This is a genomic window from uncultured Brevundimonas sp. (genome assembly GCF_963977465.1).
Lineage (GTDB): Bacteria > Pseudomonadota > Alphaproteobacteria > Caulobacterales > Caulobacteraceae > Brevundimonas.
The window spans coordinates 122,616-142,579 of record NZ_CAXBOQ010000002.1; the positions used below are offsets into that span (position 1 = coordinate 122,616).

The following is a 19,964-nucleotide window of genomic DNA, read 5'->3' on the forward strand; positions in this document are numbered from 1 at the left end:
GCCTCCCTTCCTTCCCCGATCGACCGGACCCCTGCCATGCCCCACCTTTCCGTCCTTGCCCGCCCCGAACCCGTCGCCCTCGCGCCCGAGCCCCGTCCCGTCATGGACGATGTGGTGGTGCTCAAATTCGGCAGCTCGGTGCTGCGCGACCCGACCCGGGCCCCGGCTGTGGCGTCGGAAATCTATCGCCATGTCCGCGCCGGTCGCCGGGTCGTGGCCGTGGTCTCGGCCTTCGCCGGCCAGACCGACCGGCTGCTGGCCGAGGCGCGGGCCCTGGGCCTCGATCACGACAATGGCCTGCTGCCCGCCTATGTCGCCCAGGGCGAGGAGGCCGCCGCCGCCTTCACGGCTATCGCCTGTGACCGGATCGGCGTCGATGCCGTGTCCCTGTCAGTGCGTGAACTGGGCATCCGGGCCTCGGGGCCCAGCCAGCATGCCCATCCGGAAAGTCTCGATACCGCCGCCCTGTTGCGCGCCCTCGATGCCCATCAGGCGGTGATCGTGCCCGGTTTCGGGGCCCTGCTCGACAATGGGCGCACGGCCCTGCTCGGGCGCGGCGGCTCTGACCTGACGGCCCTGTTCGTCGCCGCGGAGCTGGGGCTGGACCATGTTCGCCTGATCAAGGATGTCGACGGTCTCTACGACCGCGACCCGTCCGGTGCGGCGGGGGAGCCGCTGCGCTACAGCCAGGCGTCCTGGGCGGTGGCTCGCGCGGTCGGCGGGGTGCTGGTCCAGCCCGACGCCATCGACATGGGCGAGGAGCGCGGCGTCGAGATCGAGATCGCCGGCCTCGGCGGCGTGCGCCCGACGCGGATCGGTGCCCGTTGCGAAGCGCCGGTCCCGGCCACGGCCCTGCCGCCGTTCCGCATCGCCGTTGCCGGCTGCGGTGTGGTCGGGGCGGGGGTGCTCAGCCGCCTGCTGCCGGACCCGCGCTTCCAGATCACCGGGGTGCTGGTCCGTGATCCGGCGCGGGTTCGCGATGTGCCCGGCGTCGATTTCGCCGCCATCGCCGATCGCTTCACCGCTGACCCGGCGGTCCTGCTCGCGGCTGGTCCGGACATCGTGCTGGAAATCCTGTCCGAGGCTGACGCCGGTCATGCCCTGATCCGGGCGGCACTGGCGCGCGGCATCGATGTGGTCAGCGCCAACAAACAGGCGATCAGTCGGGACCCCGCCGGGCTCAAGACCCTGGCCACCGCCCACGGGGCGCAGCTCTGCTATTCGGCTGCGGTCGGGGGCGGCGCACCGATGATCGAGACCCTGCAGCAGGCGCTGGCGGCTGGACCCGTCGCCGGGTTTGAGGCGGTGCTCAACGGCACCGTCAACTTCATGCTGGAGCGACTCGACGCCGGAGCCTCGTTCGACGAGGCCCTGACCGAAGCCCGCGAGGCCGGATTCGCCGAGGAAGATCCGTCGTCGGATGTCGAGGGTCACGACGCCGCCGCCAAGCTCCGGCTGCTGGCGTTTGAGGCCTTCGGGTCCGCGCCGGATGATGCCGCCATCCCGCGCGACGCCTTGTCGGCGGACGCTCGGCCGGCCGTCGGGACGCGCCAGATCGGGGCCTGCCGCAGGGTCGTCGGGGGGCTGGGGGCCGAGGTTCGGCTTGACGCCGACGGGTCCGATCCGCTCTTCCTGTCCCTGCGCGGGGAGGGCAATGCCTTGAAGGTCTATGGTGAGGACGGAACGGTCTGGACGTGTCGCGGACGCGGCGCGGGCCGTTGGGCCACAAGCGAGAGCGTGCTGGCCGATGTCGCCGACCTCGTGCGCGCCCGCGCCCGCCTGATTGGTATTTGACGCATGGCGGTGTTCACGCCGGTCTCCCAGGTCGAGGCCGGGGACTTTCTCGGGTCCTATGATCTGGGTCGACTGCAGGCGCTGACCCCGATCATCGAGGGGGTCGAGAACACCAACTATAGACTGGAGACCACGGCGGGTCGCTTCGTCCTGACCCTGTTCGAACATCGCACCCGGGCGGACGCTCTGCCGTTCTGTCTTGGCCTGACCGAACACCTGGCCGATCGTGGCTATCCGGCACCCCGGCCGATGGCGGACCGGGCGGGTCACTGGATCAGTCGATTGAACGGGCGGCCCGCATCAATCATTGAGTGGCGTGAAGGCGACTGGCTCAGAACGCCCGATCTCGACGATCAGCGCACCGCCGGACGGACCCTGGCGCAGCTGCATCTGGCGGCTTTGGATTTCGACGGACAGCGCACCAATCCGGTCGGGCCGGCGGCCTGGCGCGAGCTCGCTGATCGCTGTGCCACGGTGGCCGATGGCGAGGATCGGCGCATGCTGCAGCGGCTCGAGCAGGAACTGGCCGACATGGTCAAGCGATCACTGAAAACCCTGCCGCAAGGGCCTGTGCATATGGATTATTTTCCTGACAACGTCCTGTTCCTGAACGGCGCAATCAGTGGCGTCATCGACTTCTATTTCGCCTGTGTCGATACCCTGGCCTATGACCTGGCCATCGCCCTCAATGCCTGGGGGTTTGACGCGACGGGCGGGGCCAACCCGCCTGCGATCGCCGCCTTCCTGGCCGGCTATGAATCAGTCCGTCCGCTCAACCCGTCCGAACGCGCTGCCCTGCCGGACCTCGGGGCGCAGGCGGTGGTGCGCTTCACCCTGACCCGGCTGCACGACCGGCTGATGGCCGCGCCCGACGCCCTGGTCACGGCCAAGGATCCGGCTCCCTTCCTGCGTCGTCTCGACTACTGGCGCGCAGCCGCCGCCTGACGGATCCGTCAGCGGGGCCGGGTGTAGTGGGCAACGACTGTGCACCGCCATGAACGGGTCTGCGCGCCCGACGAATCCCGTTCCCGCCGGCAGCTACAGGAGTCAAAACTCCGCACGGTACGATCGGCGTTTCGCAGCTGCCGTCTGGCCTCAAATTTCGCTCTTGAGCAGGCCTCGTTGGCGGAGTCGCCCCGGGCGCTGAAGTCGAGGGACTGGGCGCTCGTATTCCCGGCCGACAGCGCCAGCAAGGCGGCACTGGCGACGGCGACGGCAAGGGTTCTGCGGCTCATGATCGGGCTCCTTCAGGGGCGATGTTGAAAAAGCATTGATCAGTAGTTGGCCGCGCCAGCCTGGACGCAGACACGGGCGCGCTGCCGGTCACTGACCTCGGCGACGTTGAAGAACAGGCGGCGCGACTGCAGCCGGTTCAGCTGGTCGACGCGATTGCCGACCACGTTCAGGATCTGCGTCATGTCGCGCACGATCCGGGTGTTGCGACATTGGGTGTTGTCCGGAACATTGAGATTGAACTCGCACACCACCCACTGGGCCAGCTCGCCACATTCGGCGCTGTCGCCGGCGGCGCAGACCTCGTCCATCTCCAGCGCCAGTTCGGCGGTGTCGGCCATCCGATCGGTCAGCTCGCTGCACGAGACCTGGGTCACGGCCGGGGCCGGCGCGGCGGCCGGGGCTGGCGCGCTCGTCCAGCCGGACAGCCCGAGCAGGGCGGCAGCCACCGTTGTGAGGGCAAGCGTTCGGGACAAGGTCATCATGAGTGTGGGCTCCCATGGGGCCTGCCGGTGGCCCGATCGTGAGTCAGGTTAGCGATGCCGGGGCAGCGGAATAGCTGTTAAAATTCACAGGATGACCCGGGTCCCTGCACCTTGCAGGATCGACGGCAGTCGACTGCCGTCCTGAGCGATCGCCGTCCTTGATCGCGTATCCCGCAAGGCAAAGGAGCGACCTATGAAGCATCCCATCCTTCTCATCGCCACCGTAGCCCTCGCCGCCGGGTTGGTCCCCGCTGTAGCTTCGGCGCAGTCCGGCTGGACCTATCTGCGCTGCAACAAGACCTTCTACAACGCCCACCCTTCGGCCACGGTGCGCCCTCGTCAGCCTGCGCGTCATGATGAATCGATCAGCCGAATCAGCACCAACCCGGCGCGGTGGCAGGGCCTGAGTGGGGGGGCAACGCCGACCTGGGGAGCGGATCTTTGTTCTCTTGTTGAGGTCAACCGCTGCGTCGTGGTCGGCGACGAGGTGCAAATCCTCGGCGAGGGCCGCATGACCGGTGTGAATCTTCGGACGCTGCAGTTCACCTATTCACGACTGGACCGCAGCGCGCGAACCTGGGGCGAGGGCAGCTGTCAACGGATCGCGGATCCCCTCGGCGGGCGGTGAGAGGTGCGACCGGGTCTAATTGCGCTGTTTGCCGTTCTGATCGGGGTGTCGGGCGGCTCCGCTCTCGCCCAGTCCGAAGACCCCGTCCTGACCGGTTTTCAGGCCTGGCAGCGGGGCGACTACACGACGGCTTATGACGTCTGGGGGCCGCTGGCCCGGGGCGGGAATGTCGATGCTGCCTATTTCGTGGGGACGCTGTATGCGACGGGCCGGGGTGTCCCGCAGCAGGATGCCGAAGCCGCGCGCTGGATCCGGATCGCTGCCGAACAGGGTCACGTCGAGGCCCAGGTCAAGCTGGGCAAATTCTATTACATGGGGCGGGGTGTCCCTCAGGACGCTACCGAGGCCGCCCGCTGGTTCCGGCGGGCGGCCTCGGCCGGTGACGCCGATGCCGGCAACAGTCTCGGGGTCCAGTATAATTTCGGTCGTGGTCTCGAGCAGGACTATGTCCAGGCCGCACACTGGTTTCAGTTCGCCGCCGCTCAGGGCTACACCCTTTCGCAATACAATCTTGGCGTTCTCTACAGCAACGGTCAGGGGGTGGAGCAGGACCTCGCCACTGCGGCGCACTGGTTTCATGAGGCGGCAGAGAGGGGTAATTCTTCCGCCCAGTATTCGCTCGGCGCATCCTATTATAACGGTGATGGTGTTCCTCAGAATCCCGCTGAATCGGTGCGCTGGATGTTGAAAGCCGCGAAGCAGGGGCACGCCGGGGCCCAATTTTCCATCGGAACCCTTTATGAATACGGACAGGGTGTGGCCATGAATCTGCCGCTCGCCCACATGTGGTACAGTTTCGCGGCCCTTGCGGATCCGGAGGGGGCGGAACCGTATCTTGGTCGGGTGACGGCTCTCATGACCTCGGACCAGATCGCCCGCGCCGGAGCCTTATTCACGCGCTGCCAGACCTCTGATTTTCAGGATTGCGACTGACCGTCAGTGGGGACACCGAGGACAAGTCTTCCGGGCATTTTCGGGGACAAAAACGGGACTCCGGTACCTGCCGGCCCGTCGGCTTCGCCCAATCGACCTATCGGGGGTTTTCTCTGGGTTATAATGGCCGATGACGCGGTCTCTGCACCAGCGAACGCGTCGCCCGGTCTTTGACAGTCCCGAATTCAGCGCCGCTGCCGCTTCAGGCCGTGGCGGATCACAACAATAACCCAGCGCGGTTTCCGGCCTGTTTCCGCCTATGTCCGTCCCTCTGGACTCAAATGTCCGGATCAGGCGGACAGGCGGGACATCGACGGTTCAGTCCAGCGCCGCCCGCACCGCCGCCAGCGTCGGCTCGACCGTGCGGCAGTATTCCGGCCGCCCCTCCAGCCCTTCCAGCACCGATGGCCGCTGCGGCTCGAAGCCCAGGGCCCCGGTTACGACGTCGGGGAATTTGGCGGGATGCGCCGTCGACAGGGCCACGACCGGGCCTGCGGACGTATCCAGCCGTCGCGCCGCCGCCACGGCCACCGCCGTGTGCGGGCAAATGACCTGGCCATAGGCCGACCAGGCGTGGGTGATCTCGGCCCGGGTTTCGGCCTCGCTGACGGTCTCGGCCGAAACCTCTGCTCGCAGCTTGGTCAGCAGATCGTCGTCCAGGGTCACCGTACCCTCGCGGGCGAAGGTCTCGAACACCGCGCGGGTGCGGTCGGCGTCGCGGCCGGTGGCCTCGAACACCAGCCGTTCGAAATTGGACGGGGCCTGAACGTCCATGCTGACGCTATGGGTCTCGACCGTGGTGCGGCGGCTGTAGACGCCGTCCGCCAGCACGCGCGCCAGGGCGTCATTGCTGTTCACCGCCGCGACCAGCCCGCCGACGTTCGCCCCCATGCGGCGCGCGGCCCAGCCGGCGAAGGCGTCGCCGAAATTGCCGGTCGGCACGACAAAGCGTGGAGCCGGTCCGGCCAACGCCGCCCCGGCCGTCACATAGTAGGGGATCTGCCCGGCCAGTCGGGCCCAGTTGATCGAATTGACCGAGCTCAGCGGCCCCTGCGCCCGCAGGGCCGCATCGGCCAGCAGCCCCTTCACCAGTCGCTGGCAGTCGTCGAAATCGCCGCGCACCGCCAGATTGGTGATGTTGTCGGCCTCGACCGTGGTCATCTGCAGCCGCTGCACCGGCGAGACCCGGCCTTCCGGATGCAGGACGATCAGGCGGATGCGGTTGGCCCCGGCGAAGGCCCGCACGGCCGCGGCTCCGGTGTCGCCGCTGGTGGCGGTGACCAGCGTCAGCCGGTCGCCGGCCCCGGCCAGGGCCGCGTCCATCAGCGACGCGGCCAGCTGCATGGCCAGATCCTTGAAGGCCGCGGTCGGACCGTGGAACAGCTCCAGCAGCCAAAGATTGGCGTCCAGCTGAACCAGCGGCGTCACCGCTTCGTGGTGGAAACGTTCGACCAACCGCGCCACCGCCGCATCGACGGCCCCGGCAGGTAGAGACGCTCCAGCAAAGGTGGTCAGAACCGAACGCGCAACGGTCGCATATGGGATGCCCGGACGGGCCATGCCGGCGTCGGCGACGGGCCAGGTTTCGGGCACATACAGGCCGCCATCCGGCGCGAGGCCGGACAGCATCGCCTGGGCGAAATCGACGGTGGGCGCCTGGCCCCGGGTGCTGATGTATTTCATGGCGGGAGGGCTTCAGCCTAGGGCACCCGACCGGCAGCCGTCCAATGCGAATCGCACCGCCCTGCGTTTGATCTTTGTCGCAGACGGAAACGCAGGTTATGCCTGTGGCCCGGCCGCGAAACCGATCGCAGGAAACCCATGATCAGCGCCCTGTCCCCGTTCGACGCCGCCGCCATACTGATCGTGCTTTCGGCCATCCTGGGCTGGCTCAATCACCGCTATCTGAAGCTGCCGTCGACGGTGGCTCTGACCGTGATGGGGGCCCTGGCCTCGATCGCCGTCATCGCCATCGACGCGGTCCTGCCCCAGAGCCAGTTGTCGGAGACGGTCACCGAATTCCTCGGCGACATCGACTTCCACGAGACCCTGATGAACGGCATGCTGTCGTTCCTGCTGTTCGCCGGGGCCATGCACGTCGACCTCGCTCAGCTGAAGCGCGGTAGCTGGCAGATCGGCATCCTCAGTACCTTCGGGGTTGTGCTCTCGACCCTGCTGGTCGGGGCCGGTTTTGCGGCCCTGACGCGACTGGCCGGTATCGACGTGCCGCTGGCCTGGTGTTTCGTGTTCGGGGCCCTGATCAGCCCGACCGACCCGGTCGCCGTCATGTCGGTGCTGAAGACCACCTCGGTGCCGCCCAGGCTGCAGGCCACCGTGGCCGGTGAGAGCCTGTTCAACGACGGGGTCGGGGTGGTGGTGTTCTCGATCCTGTTGGCTGCGGCCGTCAGCGGTGATGGGCTGTCGCTGGTCCACGCCGGTGAGCTGTTCCTGGTCGAGGCGCTCGGCGGGGCCGCCCTCGGCCTGGCCGTGGGCTGGATCGCCTACCGGGCGATGAAGGCCATCGACGAGTATTCGGTCGAGGTACTGATCACCCTGGCAGTGGTCATGGGCGGCTATTCCCTGGCCCACGCCCTGCACATCAGCGGCCCGGTCGCCATGGCCGTCGCCGGTCTGGTTATCGGCAATCACGGGGTCAGCTATGCGATGAGCGACAACACCCGCGACTATCTGCTTAAATTCTGGGTGCTGGTCGACGAGGTCCTGAACGCGGTCCTGTTCCTGCTGATCGGGCTCGAGGCCGTGGTGCTGGCCGAGCGTCTGGGTCTGCTGGGGCTGGGTCTGTTGACCATCCCGCTGGTGCTGCTGGCACGCTCCCTGTCCGTCGGCGTACCGCTGTTGTTCTGGCGCAGCCTGCTGCCGTTCAAACTGGCCTTCCCGGTCATGGTCTGGGGCGGGCTTCGCGGCGGCATCTCGATCGCCCTGGCCCTGTCCCTGCCACCTGGTCCGATGAAGGATGTGCTGGTGGCCGCGACCTATATGGTGGTGCTGTTCTCGGTGGTGGTGCAGGGCGGCAGCATCGGGCCCGCGCTGAAGCGCTGGGGCGGCGCGACCTGAGCCGCTGCTCGCGTCACCGGGGAAGCCGGTCGACAATACGTTGTTCTCCGGGCCAGATGTCAACCTGTCAGGGGTAAGTGTTTGTTAACCATGAGTTCGCGGGAACGATGCGGGATACCCTGTTGGGGAATCGTTCTTGCGCTGTCGGCCTGTTTGGTGTCGGGGGGCACCGGACAGGCCGCAGACAGCCGCAGCTTCGTCACCTCGGATGGAGCCCGACTGCACTATTTGGAGGCGGGGCCCGCCGGGGCCCGGACCGTCCTGTTCGTGCCGGGCTGGACGATGCCCGCCTGGATCTTCGAGCAACAGATCGCCGCCCTCGAGACCCGTTTTCATGTGCTGGCCCTGGACCCGCGCGGCCAAGGGCAGAGCGAGGTCGCGCCCTATGGCTACGCTTACCAGCGCCGGGGTCGTGACATCGCCGAACTGATCGATCGGGCCGGACCCGGCCGGGTGGTCGTGGTGGGCTGGTCGCTGGGCGTGCTCGACACCCTGGCGATGCTGGCGACCGAGGGGGATGACCGTATCGCCGGTCTGGTGCTGGTCGACAACTCGATCGGCGAGGAGCCGGCCCCGACAGCGCGACCCGGTCGCCGGTCCGATCCCGCACAGGCTGACCCCGCCGGGCGGGCGGGACGGCGCGCGGCCTTCGTCGCCGGCCTGTTCGCCCGCGACCCCGGGGCGGACTATCGCGCGCGGTTGACGGCGGATGCCCTGCGCATGAGCCCGACCCAGGAACAGGCCCTGCTGCGCTATGACGCGCCGCGCCGCTTCTGGCGCGACGCCCTGCACGGTACCGACCGGCCGGTGCTCTATGTGGTGCGGCCCCGCTGGCGGGCCCAGGGTCAGACCCTTGTGGCCACTCATGCCGACGCCCGGATGGCGGTGTTCGAACAGGCCGGCCACGCCCTGTTCGTTGATGAGCCCGACCGATTCAATGACCTGCTGGTCACCTTTCTGGATCATCGCGCCGCCTGGGAGCCGCAGGCATGAGCGGCGTCGCCAAGGGAACACGGGCGGCCCTGATTCCGCTGTTCCTGATCGCGCTGGGGGTGGTCGGGTTCGAGAACGCCCTGACCCGGTATTTCGCCGTCGCGAAATGGTCCGAGTACGGCTACTGGATCATCTCCATTGTCATGGCCGGCTTCGCCCTCAGCGGTGTGGTTGTGGCCCTGTTCCGGGACGCCGTTCAAAAGCACGGCGTGCTGCTGCGGACCCTGCTGCCGGCGGCGATGGTGATCGCTGCGGCGGTCGGCTACCAGCTGATTACGGCCAATCCGTTCAATCCACTGCAGTTGCAGAATCCGACGACCTGGCCTGACCAACTTCGCAATATCGGCCTGTATTACGCCGCCCTGCTGCCCTTCTTCTTTCTAGCGGGGCTTTATATCGCGTTGATGTTCGTGATGAACCCGCGCGAGATCGGGCGGGTCTATGGCTATGACCTGATCGGGGCGGGGCTGGGGTCGGCTCTGGCGCTGGGCCTGATGTTCGTGGTCCATCCCTTCCTGCTGGCTCCGATCCTGCTGGTGCCGCTGGCGCTGGCGACCCTGTTCCAGCCCGGGCGGCTCAACTGGCTGGGGGCCGGTCTGGCCGGGGCTGCGCTGGTGGCGGGCGAGGCGATCCTGTTCCTCGGGCCCGCTCCGGTCATCTCGGAGTTCAAGGCGGTCTATGCGCCGTTGAACACCCCCGGGGCTCGCGTGGTCCACGAAAGCCGTCAGCCGCGCGGTCACTATCTGCTGCTCGAGAATTTCACCGAGCGGGTCGATGCCGACGTCTCGAACAATGCCGCCATGATGGGGGTGTCGGGGCCGCCGGAGACCTGGGGTCTGTATCGTGACGGCAACCGTATCGCCGCCCTGCCCAAGCCGGGGCCGCTGGACGCCGACTATGCGCCCAGTGCTCTGAGTGCTGCTCCCTATCTGATGCGGCCCGATGCCGATGTGTTGGCCATCGGGCTGTCCGGTGGATACCGGGTCGCCGAGGCCCTGGCCCTGGGCACCCGCCATGTCGACGGCGTCGAGAGCGAGCCGGTCCTGCATCAGGCGCTGGTGCATGGCCTGGCCGGGTCGCCGGCCCTGGCGCAGGACAGCCGCGTCCGCCTGCTGGATGGCGGACCGATCGCCGCGGCCTGGCAAGCGGGACCCGCCGCCTATGACATCATCGATGTTTCGGCCGATTTCGTCGACGCCGCCCCGGCCAATGTCACAGGCCTGACGGTCGAGGCGATGCGGGCCTATCTGGCGGCACTGAAGCCGGGTGGCATGGTTTCGATCTCCGTGTCGATCCGCGACTTTCCGGTCTATTCGCTTCGAGTGCTGAGCACGGCGCGCGAGGCCTTGCTGGCGGCGGGCATCGCCGATCCGGCCAGTCATGTGATGGTCTACCGGTCGGCGTGGAACGCGCGCATTCTGGTGTCGCCCACGCCGTGGTCGTCTTCGGACATCATCGCCCTGAAGACCTTCAGCGACATCCGCTCGTTCGACGTCTCCTACGTGCCGGGCATCGATGTGGAGGCGGCCCGGGCCGGTCTGTTCAATGACCTGCCCTCCGTCTCGTTTGCCAGTGGCCGGATCACGTCGAACGGTCCCAATGATGCCATCGCCAACGAGGCGGACGCGGTTCTGGCAGGACGGACACCGCCCTCGGCCGAGGCCTTCCATATCCGGCCCGCGACCCTTGACCGGCCGGCCTTTTATGCCTCCCTGAAGTTGGAGCAGCTCGACACGGTTGTGCGCCGTCTGGAAGTCCTGCCCCAGGCCGAGATCGGGGGACTGGTGAATATCGCCGTCCTTGGTCAGGCGATCATCATCGCCCTTCTGGTGCTGCTGGCCCCGGCGCTGTTCCGGCGTCGGGCCGGGGGCGTGCAGGAGTCCCGCCGCCTGTGGCCCATCCTGTATTTTCCGGCTCTCGGGCTCGGCTTCCTGTTGATCGAGATCATGCTGATCGACCGGGCCGCCTTTTACCTGAACGACTATTCGTCGGCCTTCGGACTGGTCCTGACGTCGATGCTGATTTTTTCGGGGCTGGGCAGCATGATCGCCGGACGGCTGGGGGGCATGCCCAAGATCGCCTCGCTGGTCGGTCTGATCGTGGTGATCGCCTGGATCGCGGCGATGCTGGCCGGATCCGAAGATTTCGTGATGCGCACGCTGGATCAGCCATGGTGGCTGCGCGCCGGGCTGGTGGTTCTGGCGGCGGCCCCGGTCTCGCTGGCGCTGGGTCTGCCGTTCCCGCTGGGCCTGATCCAGGTCGGCGACGGGCGGATGTTGCCCTGGGCCTGGGGTCTGAACGGGGCCTTCTCGGTCGTGGCCACGCCGATGGCCAATCTGATGAGCCGCGACATCGGCTTCTCGTCGCTGCTGTGGGCGGCGGCGGCTCTCTACGCTCTGGCCTTTCTGGTCCTGCCGTTTGGCCACCGCAAAGCCGCTGTGGCTCCCGCTGCGGTGTCGCAGTCCAATCAATCTTCCCTTCTGGAACAGTCCGCATGACCCTTGATCGACGCACACTTCTTGCGGCCGCTACAGGCCTGACCCTGGCTCCCTTGAGCGGATGTGACCGGGCAACGCGAGAGCGGATTCAGGCGCGAATGAACCCCACCGCGACCGGGGGTGCGGCCGCGCCGGTGGCAACTCCCGGTCCGGCTCCGAGCGCCGTGGCTCCGGTTGTCGAGGGCGCGGTGGCCAACGGAGTGCGCGGACCGCTGGGACCCTGGACCTATGAGGCTTTCCGCGAGGCCATGGCCGCTTCGAGCCGTCCGCAGAGTCTGAGTGAGAGCCAGTTCGCCGAAATCCAGGCGCGCAAGCCTGCCGCTATGGCGCGGATCAAAACCTATCTGGACGGCAAGTTCGGTACGGCCGATCCCGCGGTCATGGCGGCGTTCGAGAGCGTGCCGCGCGACTATTTCCACTACGCCTACGCCCAATCGGCCTCGACGGCCTACAATGCCTATGAGAGCAATCCCAAGCCCTGGGCGATCGGGCACGGCAGTGTGCTCAGTGACTATCTGGGGCAGGCCTACATGACCCAGTTGGCGGCCCCGAAGCCGACGGATGTCACGCTGGAAATCGGGACGGGTTCAGGCTTCCAATCGTCGTTGCTGTCACGCATCGTACGCGATGCCTACACGATCGAAATCATCGAGCCGATCGGCCAGGCCGTGAGCAAGATCTTCGCGCCGCTGGGCTATGACAATGTCCATTCGCGCGTCGGCGATGGATATTTCGGCTGGCCCGAGGTCGAGGGCGGCTTCGACACCATCATGCTGACCTGTGTCGCCCAGTATGCGCCGCCCGAACTGTTCCGCCAGCTCAAGCCGGGCGGCAAGCTGATCATCCCGATCGGCCAACCCTTCCGGCGCGGGCAGGTGCTGTACGTCTATACCAAGGACGAACAGGGCCGGGTCCATTCGCGCCGCGACGTCGGGGTGTTCTTCATCCCGATGACCGGGGCCATGCAGAACCGGCCGCAGCCCCAGGGCGGTTGACCGGGCCTGCTCAGGTCAGGAACCGCACCACGTTTTATCTGGTCGACTAAATGGGCCGGTGACGGATCACGAGATTACGGATTTCGGTCATGTCTTCCATCGCGAACTTGACGCCTTCGCGACCCAGACCCGAGTCCTTGACCCCGCCGTAGGGCATGTTGTCGACGCGATAGCTGGGTACGTCGCCGATCAGCACGCCGCCGACTTCCAGTCGGTCCCACGCAGCCATGGCCTTGTGGATGTCCCGGGTGAAGATGCCGGCCTGCAGGCCGAAGCGGGAATCGTTGACCTCGTCCAGGGCGGCCTCGAAATCGGAAAAGGACGACAGGATGGCGACGGGACCGAAGGCTTCCTCGTCGCGGATCTTCTGGCCGCGCGGCACGCCCTCCATCAGCGTCGCCTGCAACATGGCACCCTCGCGGTCGCCGCCGCACAGGACCCGAGCCCCGGCGTCGCGGGCATCCCCGATCCAGTTTTCCAGCCGTTCGGCTTCCTTCTCGTCGATCATCGGACCGATGAAGGTGTCCTCGTCCAGCGGATTGCCGGACACCAGTGCCTTGGTCCGCTTGACCAGCCGCTCTCGCAGCGCGTCATAGATGTCTTCATGGATCAGGATGCGCTGGACGCCGATGCAGGACTGGCCCGACTGGTAGAAGGCTCCGAAGATGATGCGTTCGGCGGCGTCTTCCAGGTCACTGTCACGATCGACGATGACGGCAGCGTTGCCGCCCAGTTCCAGCACCACCTTTTTCTTGCCGGACCGGGCCTTGAGGGCCCAACCCACCTCGGGCGAGCCTGTGAAGGACAGCAGTTTCAGTCGGTCGTCGGTGGTGAACAGATCGGCCCCGTCACGGGTGGCCGGCAGGATGGAGAAGGCCCCCTCGGGCAGGTCGGTCTCGGCCAGGACCTCGCCGATGATGATCGCTCCCAGCGGGGTGCGCGAGGCCGGCTTCATCACGAAGGGACAGCCGACGGCGATGGCCGGGGCGATCTTGTGGGCGGCCAGGTTGAGTGGGAAGTTGAATGGCGAGATAAAGGAGCAGGGGCCGATCGGCACCCGTTTCCACATGCCCTGATACCCCTTGGCCCGGGCCGAGATGTCGAGGGGCTGGACCTCGCCGGTCATGCGCACGGCTTCCTCGGCAGCGATGCGGAAGGTGTCGATCAGCCGGGTGACCTCGCCTCGTGAATCCTTGATCGGCTTGCCCGCCTCGATGCACAGGGCATAGGCCAGTTCGTCGGCGCGCTCTTGGAACCGGGTCACACAATGGGCCAGAACCGCCTGCCGCTCATAGGCAGCCATCCGCGCCATTGGCTCAGTCGCCTTGACCGCCGCGGCGATGGCCCGGTCGATCAGGGCGGGGTCGGCCATGGCCACCCGCGTCGCTACCTTGCCTGAATATTTGTCGGTTACCTCGAGGTCCTGGTTGGGCGTCATCGCCCGGTTGGCCAGATAGAGCGGGTAGGACGACTTCAACGAGGGCATGGATTGGGCTCCGGTCGGAAACGGGTCGAAAGGCGACACGCCCATCTACAACGCAGTCGCCGGGGTTCGGATCTCCAGATATCGCTTCTGTGGCTGGCAGCGACCGGGGCCTGACCCGGTTACTGGGCTATCGTTGCGGCGGATCGTTCAGAACGGTGCCGTTGGAGGCGATGATGTCGGCATACAGCAGGCCGGAATCCTTGATGGTCCGCTCCTGCGTAGCGAAATTCACGTGGGTAATGCCGAAGCGCTTCGAATAGCCCAGCGACCATTCCAGATTGTCGAGCAGGGACCAGGCCATATAGCCACGCACGTCGACACCCTTGCCGATAGCGTCGTGCACCGCCTTCAGGTGGTTCTTCAGATAGTCGACCCGGAGAGGGTCCTGTACCCGGCCGTCGATGGCGTGGGGCGGGTCGTACCAGGCCGAGCCGTTCTCGGTGATGTAGATCGGGGTGTCGCCATAGGTGTCCTTCATCCACACCAGAGTGTCGGTCAGGGCAGGCGGATAGACTTCCCAGCCCGTTTCAGTATGCGCGTGCTGGGTCTGTTTTACCGGGGTGGCGCGGACCGGCCAGGCATCGGGATCGTTTTTCGGAACGGAGCGCGTGTACCAGTTGAGTCCGACGAAATCGATCGGCTGGGCGATCAGGTCGAAGTCCTCTGCCGGCCATTCTTTCCAGGCTTCACCGAACACCTCGGCTAGTTCGACCGGGTAGCGCTTCTTGAAGACCGGATCGAGGTACTGGCGGTTCATCTGGGCGTCGGCCCGCATCCGCGCGGCCTCGTCCTCGGGACGGTCGCTGGACGGATATTTCGGCTCGATGTTCACCACCAGGCCGATCTCATGCTTGCCGACCTCGCGGTAGCGTTTGACCGCCGCCCCGTGGCTGCGCAGCAAATTGTGCGAGGCGATCACCGCCTCAAAGGCGCTCTTGTGGCCCGGTGCGAGGGCCCCGTGCAGATAGCCGCCGTCGACCACGACCCAGGGCTCGTTCAACGTCGCCCATTTCTTCACCCGGCCATCGAACTTTTCGAACAGAACCTGGCCGTAGTCGGCGAACCAGTTGGCGATGTCGGGATTGAGCCAGCCGCCACGATCGTCCAGGGCTGCGGGCAGATCCCAGTGGTAGAGGGTGCACAGCGGCTCGATTCCGGCCTCCAGAAGCCCGTCGATCAGGCGGTCATAAAAGTCGAGACCTTTGGCATTCACGGCCCCACGTCCGTCGGGCATGAGCCGGCTCCACGAGACGCTGAAGCGGTAGGCCTGGAGGTTCAGGCGCTTCATCACCTCGATGTCCTCGCGCCAGCGATTGTAGTGGTCGCAGGCGACGTCTCCGGTGTCGCCATCCTTCATCATGCCCGGGGTGTGGCTGAATCGATCCCAGATGGAGGCCCCAGCACCATCGGCCATCGATGAGCCCTCAATCTGATAGGCCGCCGTCGCTGCGCCCCAAAGAAAATTATCTGGAAACTGATACTTAGCAGTCATTGGCAGGGCCTCGAACATAATCTGGGGCGGGGGTGGAGGGGTGGCGAAGCGGGTCGATCTGGAGGTGAGGACCCGTAAGACCCGCCTCCGTGTGGCGAAACTACGGCACTTGCAGGGCGCGTGGCTAGTGTGTCATGTAATCGGTTACACGGTTTTGGTGGACGGACCCCCGACAAGGGGGCCGGGACCACCTTCACTGTCTGGGAGGATGACTGTGATGCCAGAGTGCGACGCTTTGCATTGCGCGGGATGGTGCCCGTGAAGGCCGCCACGATTCGAGATGTGGCCGAGCGAGCGGGTGTGTCCGTGGCATCGGTTTCGCGCGTGCTGAACGGGGCTGATCCGGTCTCGGACGGGACCCGAGCCCGGGTGCTCGAGGCCACGGCAGCCTTGGAATATATCCCGCACAGCGGCGCGCGCAGTCTGTCGACCAGTCGCACCCAGACGGTCGGGGTGATCTTGCCCGACCTCTACGGCGACTTCTTTTCCGAACTGATCCGCGGCATGGACGTGGCCGCCCGGGTGCACGGCTATCACCTGATCGTTTCCAGCTCGCACGACGACGCCGACGAGGCTCAGGCCGCCATTCGATCCATGCGTGGTCGGGTGGATGGCCTTATTGTCCTCTCGCCCCATCTCGATGCGGCCAAGCTGACCGCAAGTCTGGCGGGACGACTGCCCGTTCTCCTGATGAATGGTGGAGCGCGCGATGCCGGCCGACCCTCGGTGGTGGTCGACAATCACGGCGGTGCTGTCGCAGCGGTCGAGCATCTGCTGGCCACAGGTCGCCGACGTATCGCCCATATCGCCGGCCCGGCCGGGAATATCGAGGCAGAGGCGCGGCTGGCCGGTTATCTGGAGGCGGTGACGCGGGGCGGATTGACGCCGGTCGTCGTTGAAGGTGAGTTCACCCAGGCGTCGGGACACCGGGCCGGAGCGGTCCTGGCCGGTCATGCGCCCCGGCCGGATGCTGTCTTTGCCGCCAACGACACTATGGCCATCGGTGCCATGTTGGCGTTGCAGGAGGCGGGCATCCGCTGTCCCGAGGACCTTGCCATGGTGGGGTTCGACGATGTGCCGCTGGCCGAGCTCGTGCGCCCGGCGCTGACCACACTCAGAATTCGCATTGTCGACATGGGCCGGAACGCTCTCGAGCGGCTCGTTCGCCTTGTCGAATCCGCAGGCTCGGACGTCGCCGACACCGCCTGCGAGGTCGTCCGACCGGAATTGGTCGTCCGTCCATCCAGCAATCCGGCGATTTCAACCAACGCGACGCGGCAGGAGCTACCGCTCCAGCCGCGTCGGGCATGACGTCCTTCAAGGGGGAAGACCACAATGTCTAGGCTCAATTCTCGATATCTCGGTGCGGTGTCGGCGCTCGCCATCGCCGTCTCACTGGCCTGTGCCGGCGGGGCTTCTGCCCAGGTGGCCTCGTCGACGCTGAGGGGGACCATCTACGACGGCCCGCAGGCCGAAGCCGGCGGCACCGTCACAGCGACAGAAATCTCGACGGGCTATGTTACCCGCGGCCGGATCGGGGCGGATGGCAACTACGTCCTGTCCGGGCTGCGTCCCGGCAGCTACAGAATCGACGTCACTACCGGCGATGGCCAGACCACTTCGGACACGGTGACCCTGGCACTGGGCCAGGTCGGTACGCTCGATCTGGATGTCGGCATAGTGACAACGGCCAGCGCGTCCGGGGCCACGGACGTCGGCGATGTGGTCATTACCGGCCGTCGCATCTTCGAGGTGCGCACGTCGGAGGTCGCCACCAACGTCAGCCAAGCCCAGATCAATAACCTGCCGCAGATCAGTCGCAACTTTCTGAATTTTGCCGCCCTGGCGCCCGGCGTTCGGGTGACAGAAGGCGAGACCGAGCGGACCATTTCCGCAGGTGGTCAGGGCGCGGCGGCGATCAACGTCTTCATCGACGGGCAGAACCAGAAATCGACTATCGTCGACGGGGGTGTCGCCGGTCAGGACGACAGTCGCGGCAATCCGTTCCCTCAGGCGGGGATCCAGGAATTTCGGGTCATCAGCCAGAATTTCAAGGCGGAGTACGAACAGGCCTCGTCCTCGATCATCACTTCGGTGACGCGATCAGGCACGAACGAGTTCACCGGCGACGCCTTCATCACCTATCAAAACCAGGACTGGATCTCGCAGGATCGCTTCGCGCGGGACCGCGGCGACCCGCAGGCGGATCTGAAGCGGGTCCAGTACGGGATTTCCGCCGGCGGCCCGATCATTGAAGATCGGCTGCATTTCTTTGGAGCCTACGAACGCAAGGATGAGACGCGGTCCAATACCGTCGTCCTCAACCGTTCGGCTTATGCGGGCCTCTTTGGCGGCGACACAGGGTCCTTTTCGGCACCGTTCGAGGAGGACCTGCTGTTCGGGAAGCTGTCCTGGTCGATCGACGACCGCCAGCGCCTCGACATCAGCGCCACCTATCGCAGCGAGGCCGACATCAGGGATTTCGGCGGCAGCAACGCCTACTCCCGGGCCAACCAGATCAACACCGACACGCGTTCTCTCAACATCCGGCACCAGTACAACGGCGACCGGTTCCTGAACGAGATTTCAGTCGACTATTTTGAATACACCTACAATCCGACGGCGCTGAATTTCTCGGACTATGGCCGGTCCTATGTCATTTTCCGGGACAACGACGGCGGAACGCCGGGCTTCCAGTACAATGTGTTCAATCGCGAGGACACGGTGTTCAACGCAGGCGGTCAGAGCAACAACCAGGATATCCGGCAGCGCAGCTGGACCTTCAGGGATGACCTGACCTTCAACGATATCGACTGGCACGGCCTTCACACCCTCAAGATCGGGGTGAAGTACTCAATGCAGAACATGTATGTGAACAAGCAGTTCGGTCGTAATCCGCAGTTCATCTTCGACGTGGATGCTCGCCCCGAGATCAACGGCAGCATAGATATTCCGGTTCGGGTCGAGCTGGGTGTCTCGGTTCCGCCGGCGGACGTCGATAACAACGTGATCGGCCTGTACGTGCAGGACGACTGGCAAATTACCGACAAGCTGGAACTCAATCTCGGCCTGCGTTGGGATTACGAGGACAACGCCGTCAACAATGACTACCGGACCCCCGACAGCATCCGCAACATGCTGACCGCGATCCAGAATCTCCCGGGCTATGACTTCCCGTCGTACTTCAATCCGACGGACTACATCACCGACGGCCGCGATGCCTTCACCGGAGCCTTCCAGCCACGGATTGGTTTCTCGTACGACGTCTTTGACGACGAGCGGACGGTGATCTTCGGCGGGGCCGGTCGCTATTATGACAGGGTCGGGTTCAACTTCGCCTTTGACGAGCGGTTCAAGCCCTTCCAGTTCAACAAGGAGATTTTCTTCTCCGTGGCCGGTGGGCCTCACGGCGGGGTCAACACCGTCGCCTGGGATCCGATATATCTGACCCCTGCCGGACTCGACCCGTTGTTGGCGGCAACGCCGGGCTCAGGTGAGGTCTTCCTGTTGAATAACGACATGGAGCCGCCACGGACGGACCAGTTCAATTTCGGCGTGCGGCAGAAGTTCGGTCAGTTCCAGACCGCCCTGACCTTCGCATACGGCAAGACGTCCAACCTGTTCGCCTGGTACATTGCCAACGCCGGGTCGGAGACGGGTGACCGGTTTTCGGGGCCGACGCCCACCTCGGTCGGTTACCCCCAGTTCCGCAACCTGATCTTCTTCGGCAATAACGACGCCGAGCTGACCTACAAGGCCATGTATCTGACGGTCGACAAGCCGTTCGACACCCTCAGCAACTGGGGCATGCAGTTCACCTACACCTTGTCCGATGCGAAGCGGAACGGCAGTCGGGACAGGGGCATCGCCGGGTTCGATTTCGACTACAACCGCCCCGGCCTGTCTCCCGAGTTCCCGACCAATCAGGACGAGCGCCACCGGATCGTGGCCTCCGCCATCGTCGGCTTGCCGATGGACTTCCGACTGTCGGGGTTGCTGACTTTGGGGTCCGGCCTGCCGTTCACCCAGTTTGTCTGTCCGACCGCAAGCAATCCGGACATCTGCTGGAACGGTGGTCGACCGGAAAAACACAGCTTCATCATTCCGGATGCCTGGGCGTTCCGTCAGTTGGACCTTCGTCTGACCAAGGAATTCCAGGTCTGGGGCGGGGATTCGGTCGAACTAATCCTCGACGCAATCAATGTGATGAATTTCAAGAACTATGAAAACTTCGAACAGTGCCTGTGTTCGAGCGAATATGGCGATCCGCGTAGTCAGTATCTGCCGACCCGCAGCTTCCAGGTGGGCCTGCGTTACCGCTGGTAGTTTCCTGAGCCTGACGGCCGCCTTTC

The 19,964-nt window shown here is 65.6% G+C and carries 14 protein-coding genes; 10 read left to right on the forward strand and 4 right to left on the reverse strand.

Going from position 1 to position 19,964, the window contains the following annotated elements; genetic code table 11:
* Positions 1–36 precede the first annotated feature (36 nt).
* Together AAC067_RS04550 and AAC067_RS04555 are read left to right on the forward strand one after the other, a co-directional pair.
* The gene (locus AAC067_RS04550) at positions 37–1,794 is read left to right on the forward strand and encodes a homoserine dehydrogenase (protein WP_339930018.1); all 1,758 of its coding nucleotides are present in this window, start codon (positions 37–39) and stop codon (positions 1,792–1,794) included.
* A 3-nt stretch (positions 1,795–1,797) separates the two neighbouring features.
* Complete coding sequence (locus AAC067_RS04555; RefSeq protein ID WP_339930020.1) at positions 1,798–2,739, forward strand: homoserine kinase; 942 nt, start codon at positions 1,798–1,800, stop codon at positions 2,737–2,739.
* A 329-nt stretch (positions 2,740–3,068) separates the two neighbouring features.
* On the opposite strand, the gene AAC067_RS04560 is transcribed toward AAC067_RS04555, so the two are convergent.
* Positions 3,069–3,512 carry a hypothetical protein gene (locus AAC067_RS04560; RefSeq protein ID WP_339930022.1) on the reverse strand — a complete coding sequence of 148 codons (444 nt, stop codon included), beginning with the start codon at positions 3,510–3,512 and terminating at the stop codon, positions 3,069–3,071.
* A 193-nt stretch (positions 3,513–3,705) separates the two neighbouring features.
* On the opposite strand from AAC067_RS04560, the gene AAC067_RS04565 reads away from it, so the two are divergent.
* Together AAC067_RS04565 and AAC067_RS04570 are read left to right on the forward strand one after the other, a co-directional pair.
* Positions 3,706–4,140: a hypothetical protein gene (locus AAC067_RS04565; protein WP_339930024.1), complete on the forward strand. Its 435-nt coding sequence runs from the start codon at positions 3,706–3,708 to the stop codon at positions 4,138–4,140.
* A 3-nt stretch (positions 4,141–4,143) separates the two neighbouring features.
* Positions 4,144–5,073: an SEL1-like repeat protein gene (locus AAC067_RS04570; protein WP_339930026.1), complete on the forward strand. Its 930-nt coding sequence runs from the start codon at positions 4,144–4,146 to the stop codon at positions 5,071–5,073.
* 318 nt (positions 5,074–5,391) lie between these two features.
* Here AAC067_RS04570 and thrC read toward each other — a convergent pair whose 3' ends face one another.
* Positions 5,392–6,756, reverse strand: a complete 1,365-nt coding sequence (gene thrC, locus AAC067_RS04575) for a threonine synthase (protein ID WP_339930028.1) — start codon at positions 6,754–6,756, stop codon at positions 5,392–5,394.
* Positions 6,757–6,894: 138 nt separating this feature from the next.
* On the opposite strand from thrC, the gene AAC067_RS04580 reads away from it, so the two are divergent.
* From AAC067_RS04580 to AAC067_RS04595, 4 genes are all read left to right on the forward strand, one after another.
* Entirely contained in the window at positions 6,895–8,148 is a 1,254-nt protein-coding gene (locus tag AAC067_RS04580) for a sodium:proton antiporter (RefSeq protein WP_339930030.1), read from the forward strand.
* Between the two features lie 156 nt (positions 8,149–8,304).
* Positions 8,305–9,141, forward strand: a complete 837-nt coding sequence (locus AAC067_RS04585; RefSeq protein WP_339930032.1) for an alpha/beta hydrolase — start codon at positions 8,305–8,307, stop codon at positions 9,139–9,141.
* The gene (locus tag AAC067_RS04590; protein WP_339930034.1) at positions 9,138–11,639 is read left to right on the forward strand and encodes a hypothetical protein; all 2,502 of its coding nucleotides are present in this window, start codon (positions 9,138–9,140) and stop codon (positions 11,637–11,639) included. The genes AAC067_RS04585 and AAC067_RS04590 overlap by 4 nt, the downstream gene beginning before the upstream one ends.
* A 98-nt stretch (positions 11,640–11,737) precedes the next feature.
* On the forward strand, positions 11,738–12,634 hold the full coding sequence (locus tag AAC067_RS04595) for a protein-L-isoaspartate O-methyltransferase (protein ID WP_339930036.1): 897 nt from the start codon (positions 11,738–11,740) through the stop codon (positions 12,632–12,634).
* Between the two features lie 46 nt (positions 12,635–12,680).
* Here the strand turns inward: AAC067_RS04595 and AAC067_RS04600 are convergent, their stop codons facing one another.
* Positions 12,681–14,120, reverse strand: a complete 1,440-nt coding sequence (locus AAC067_RS04600; protein WP_339930038.1) for an aldehyde dehydrogenase family protein — start codon at positions 14,118–14,120, stop codon at positions 12,681–12,683.
* A 127-nt stretch (positions 14,121–14,247) separates the two neighbouring features.
* The gene (locus tag AAC067_RS04605) at positions 14,248–15,612 is read right to left on the reverse strand and encodes a GH1 family beta-glucosidase (RefSeq protein WP_339930040.1); all 1,365 of its coding nucleotides are present in this window, start codon (positions 15,610–15,612) and stop codon (positions 14,248–14,250) included.
* A 258-nt stretch (positions 15,613–15,870) separates the two neighbouring features.
* On the opposite strand from AAC067_RS04605, the gene AAC067_RS04610 reads away from it, so the two are divergent.
* Positions 15,871–16,923, forward strand: a complete 1,053-nt coding sequence (locus tag AAC067_RS04610; protein WP_339930042.1) for a LacI family DNA-binding transcriptional regulator — start codon at positions 15,871–15,873, stop codon at positions 16,921–16,923.
* Positions 16,924–16,947: 24 nt separating this feature from the next.
* Positions 16,948–19,938: a TonB-dependent receptor gene (locus tag AAC067_RS04615; RefSeq protein ID WP_339930044.1), complete on the forward strand. Its 2,991-nt coding sequence runs from the start codon at positions 16,948–16,950 to the stop codon at positions 19,936–19,938.
* Positions 19,939–19,964 lie beyond the last annotated feature (26 nt).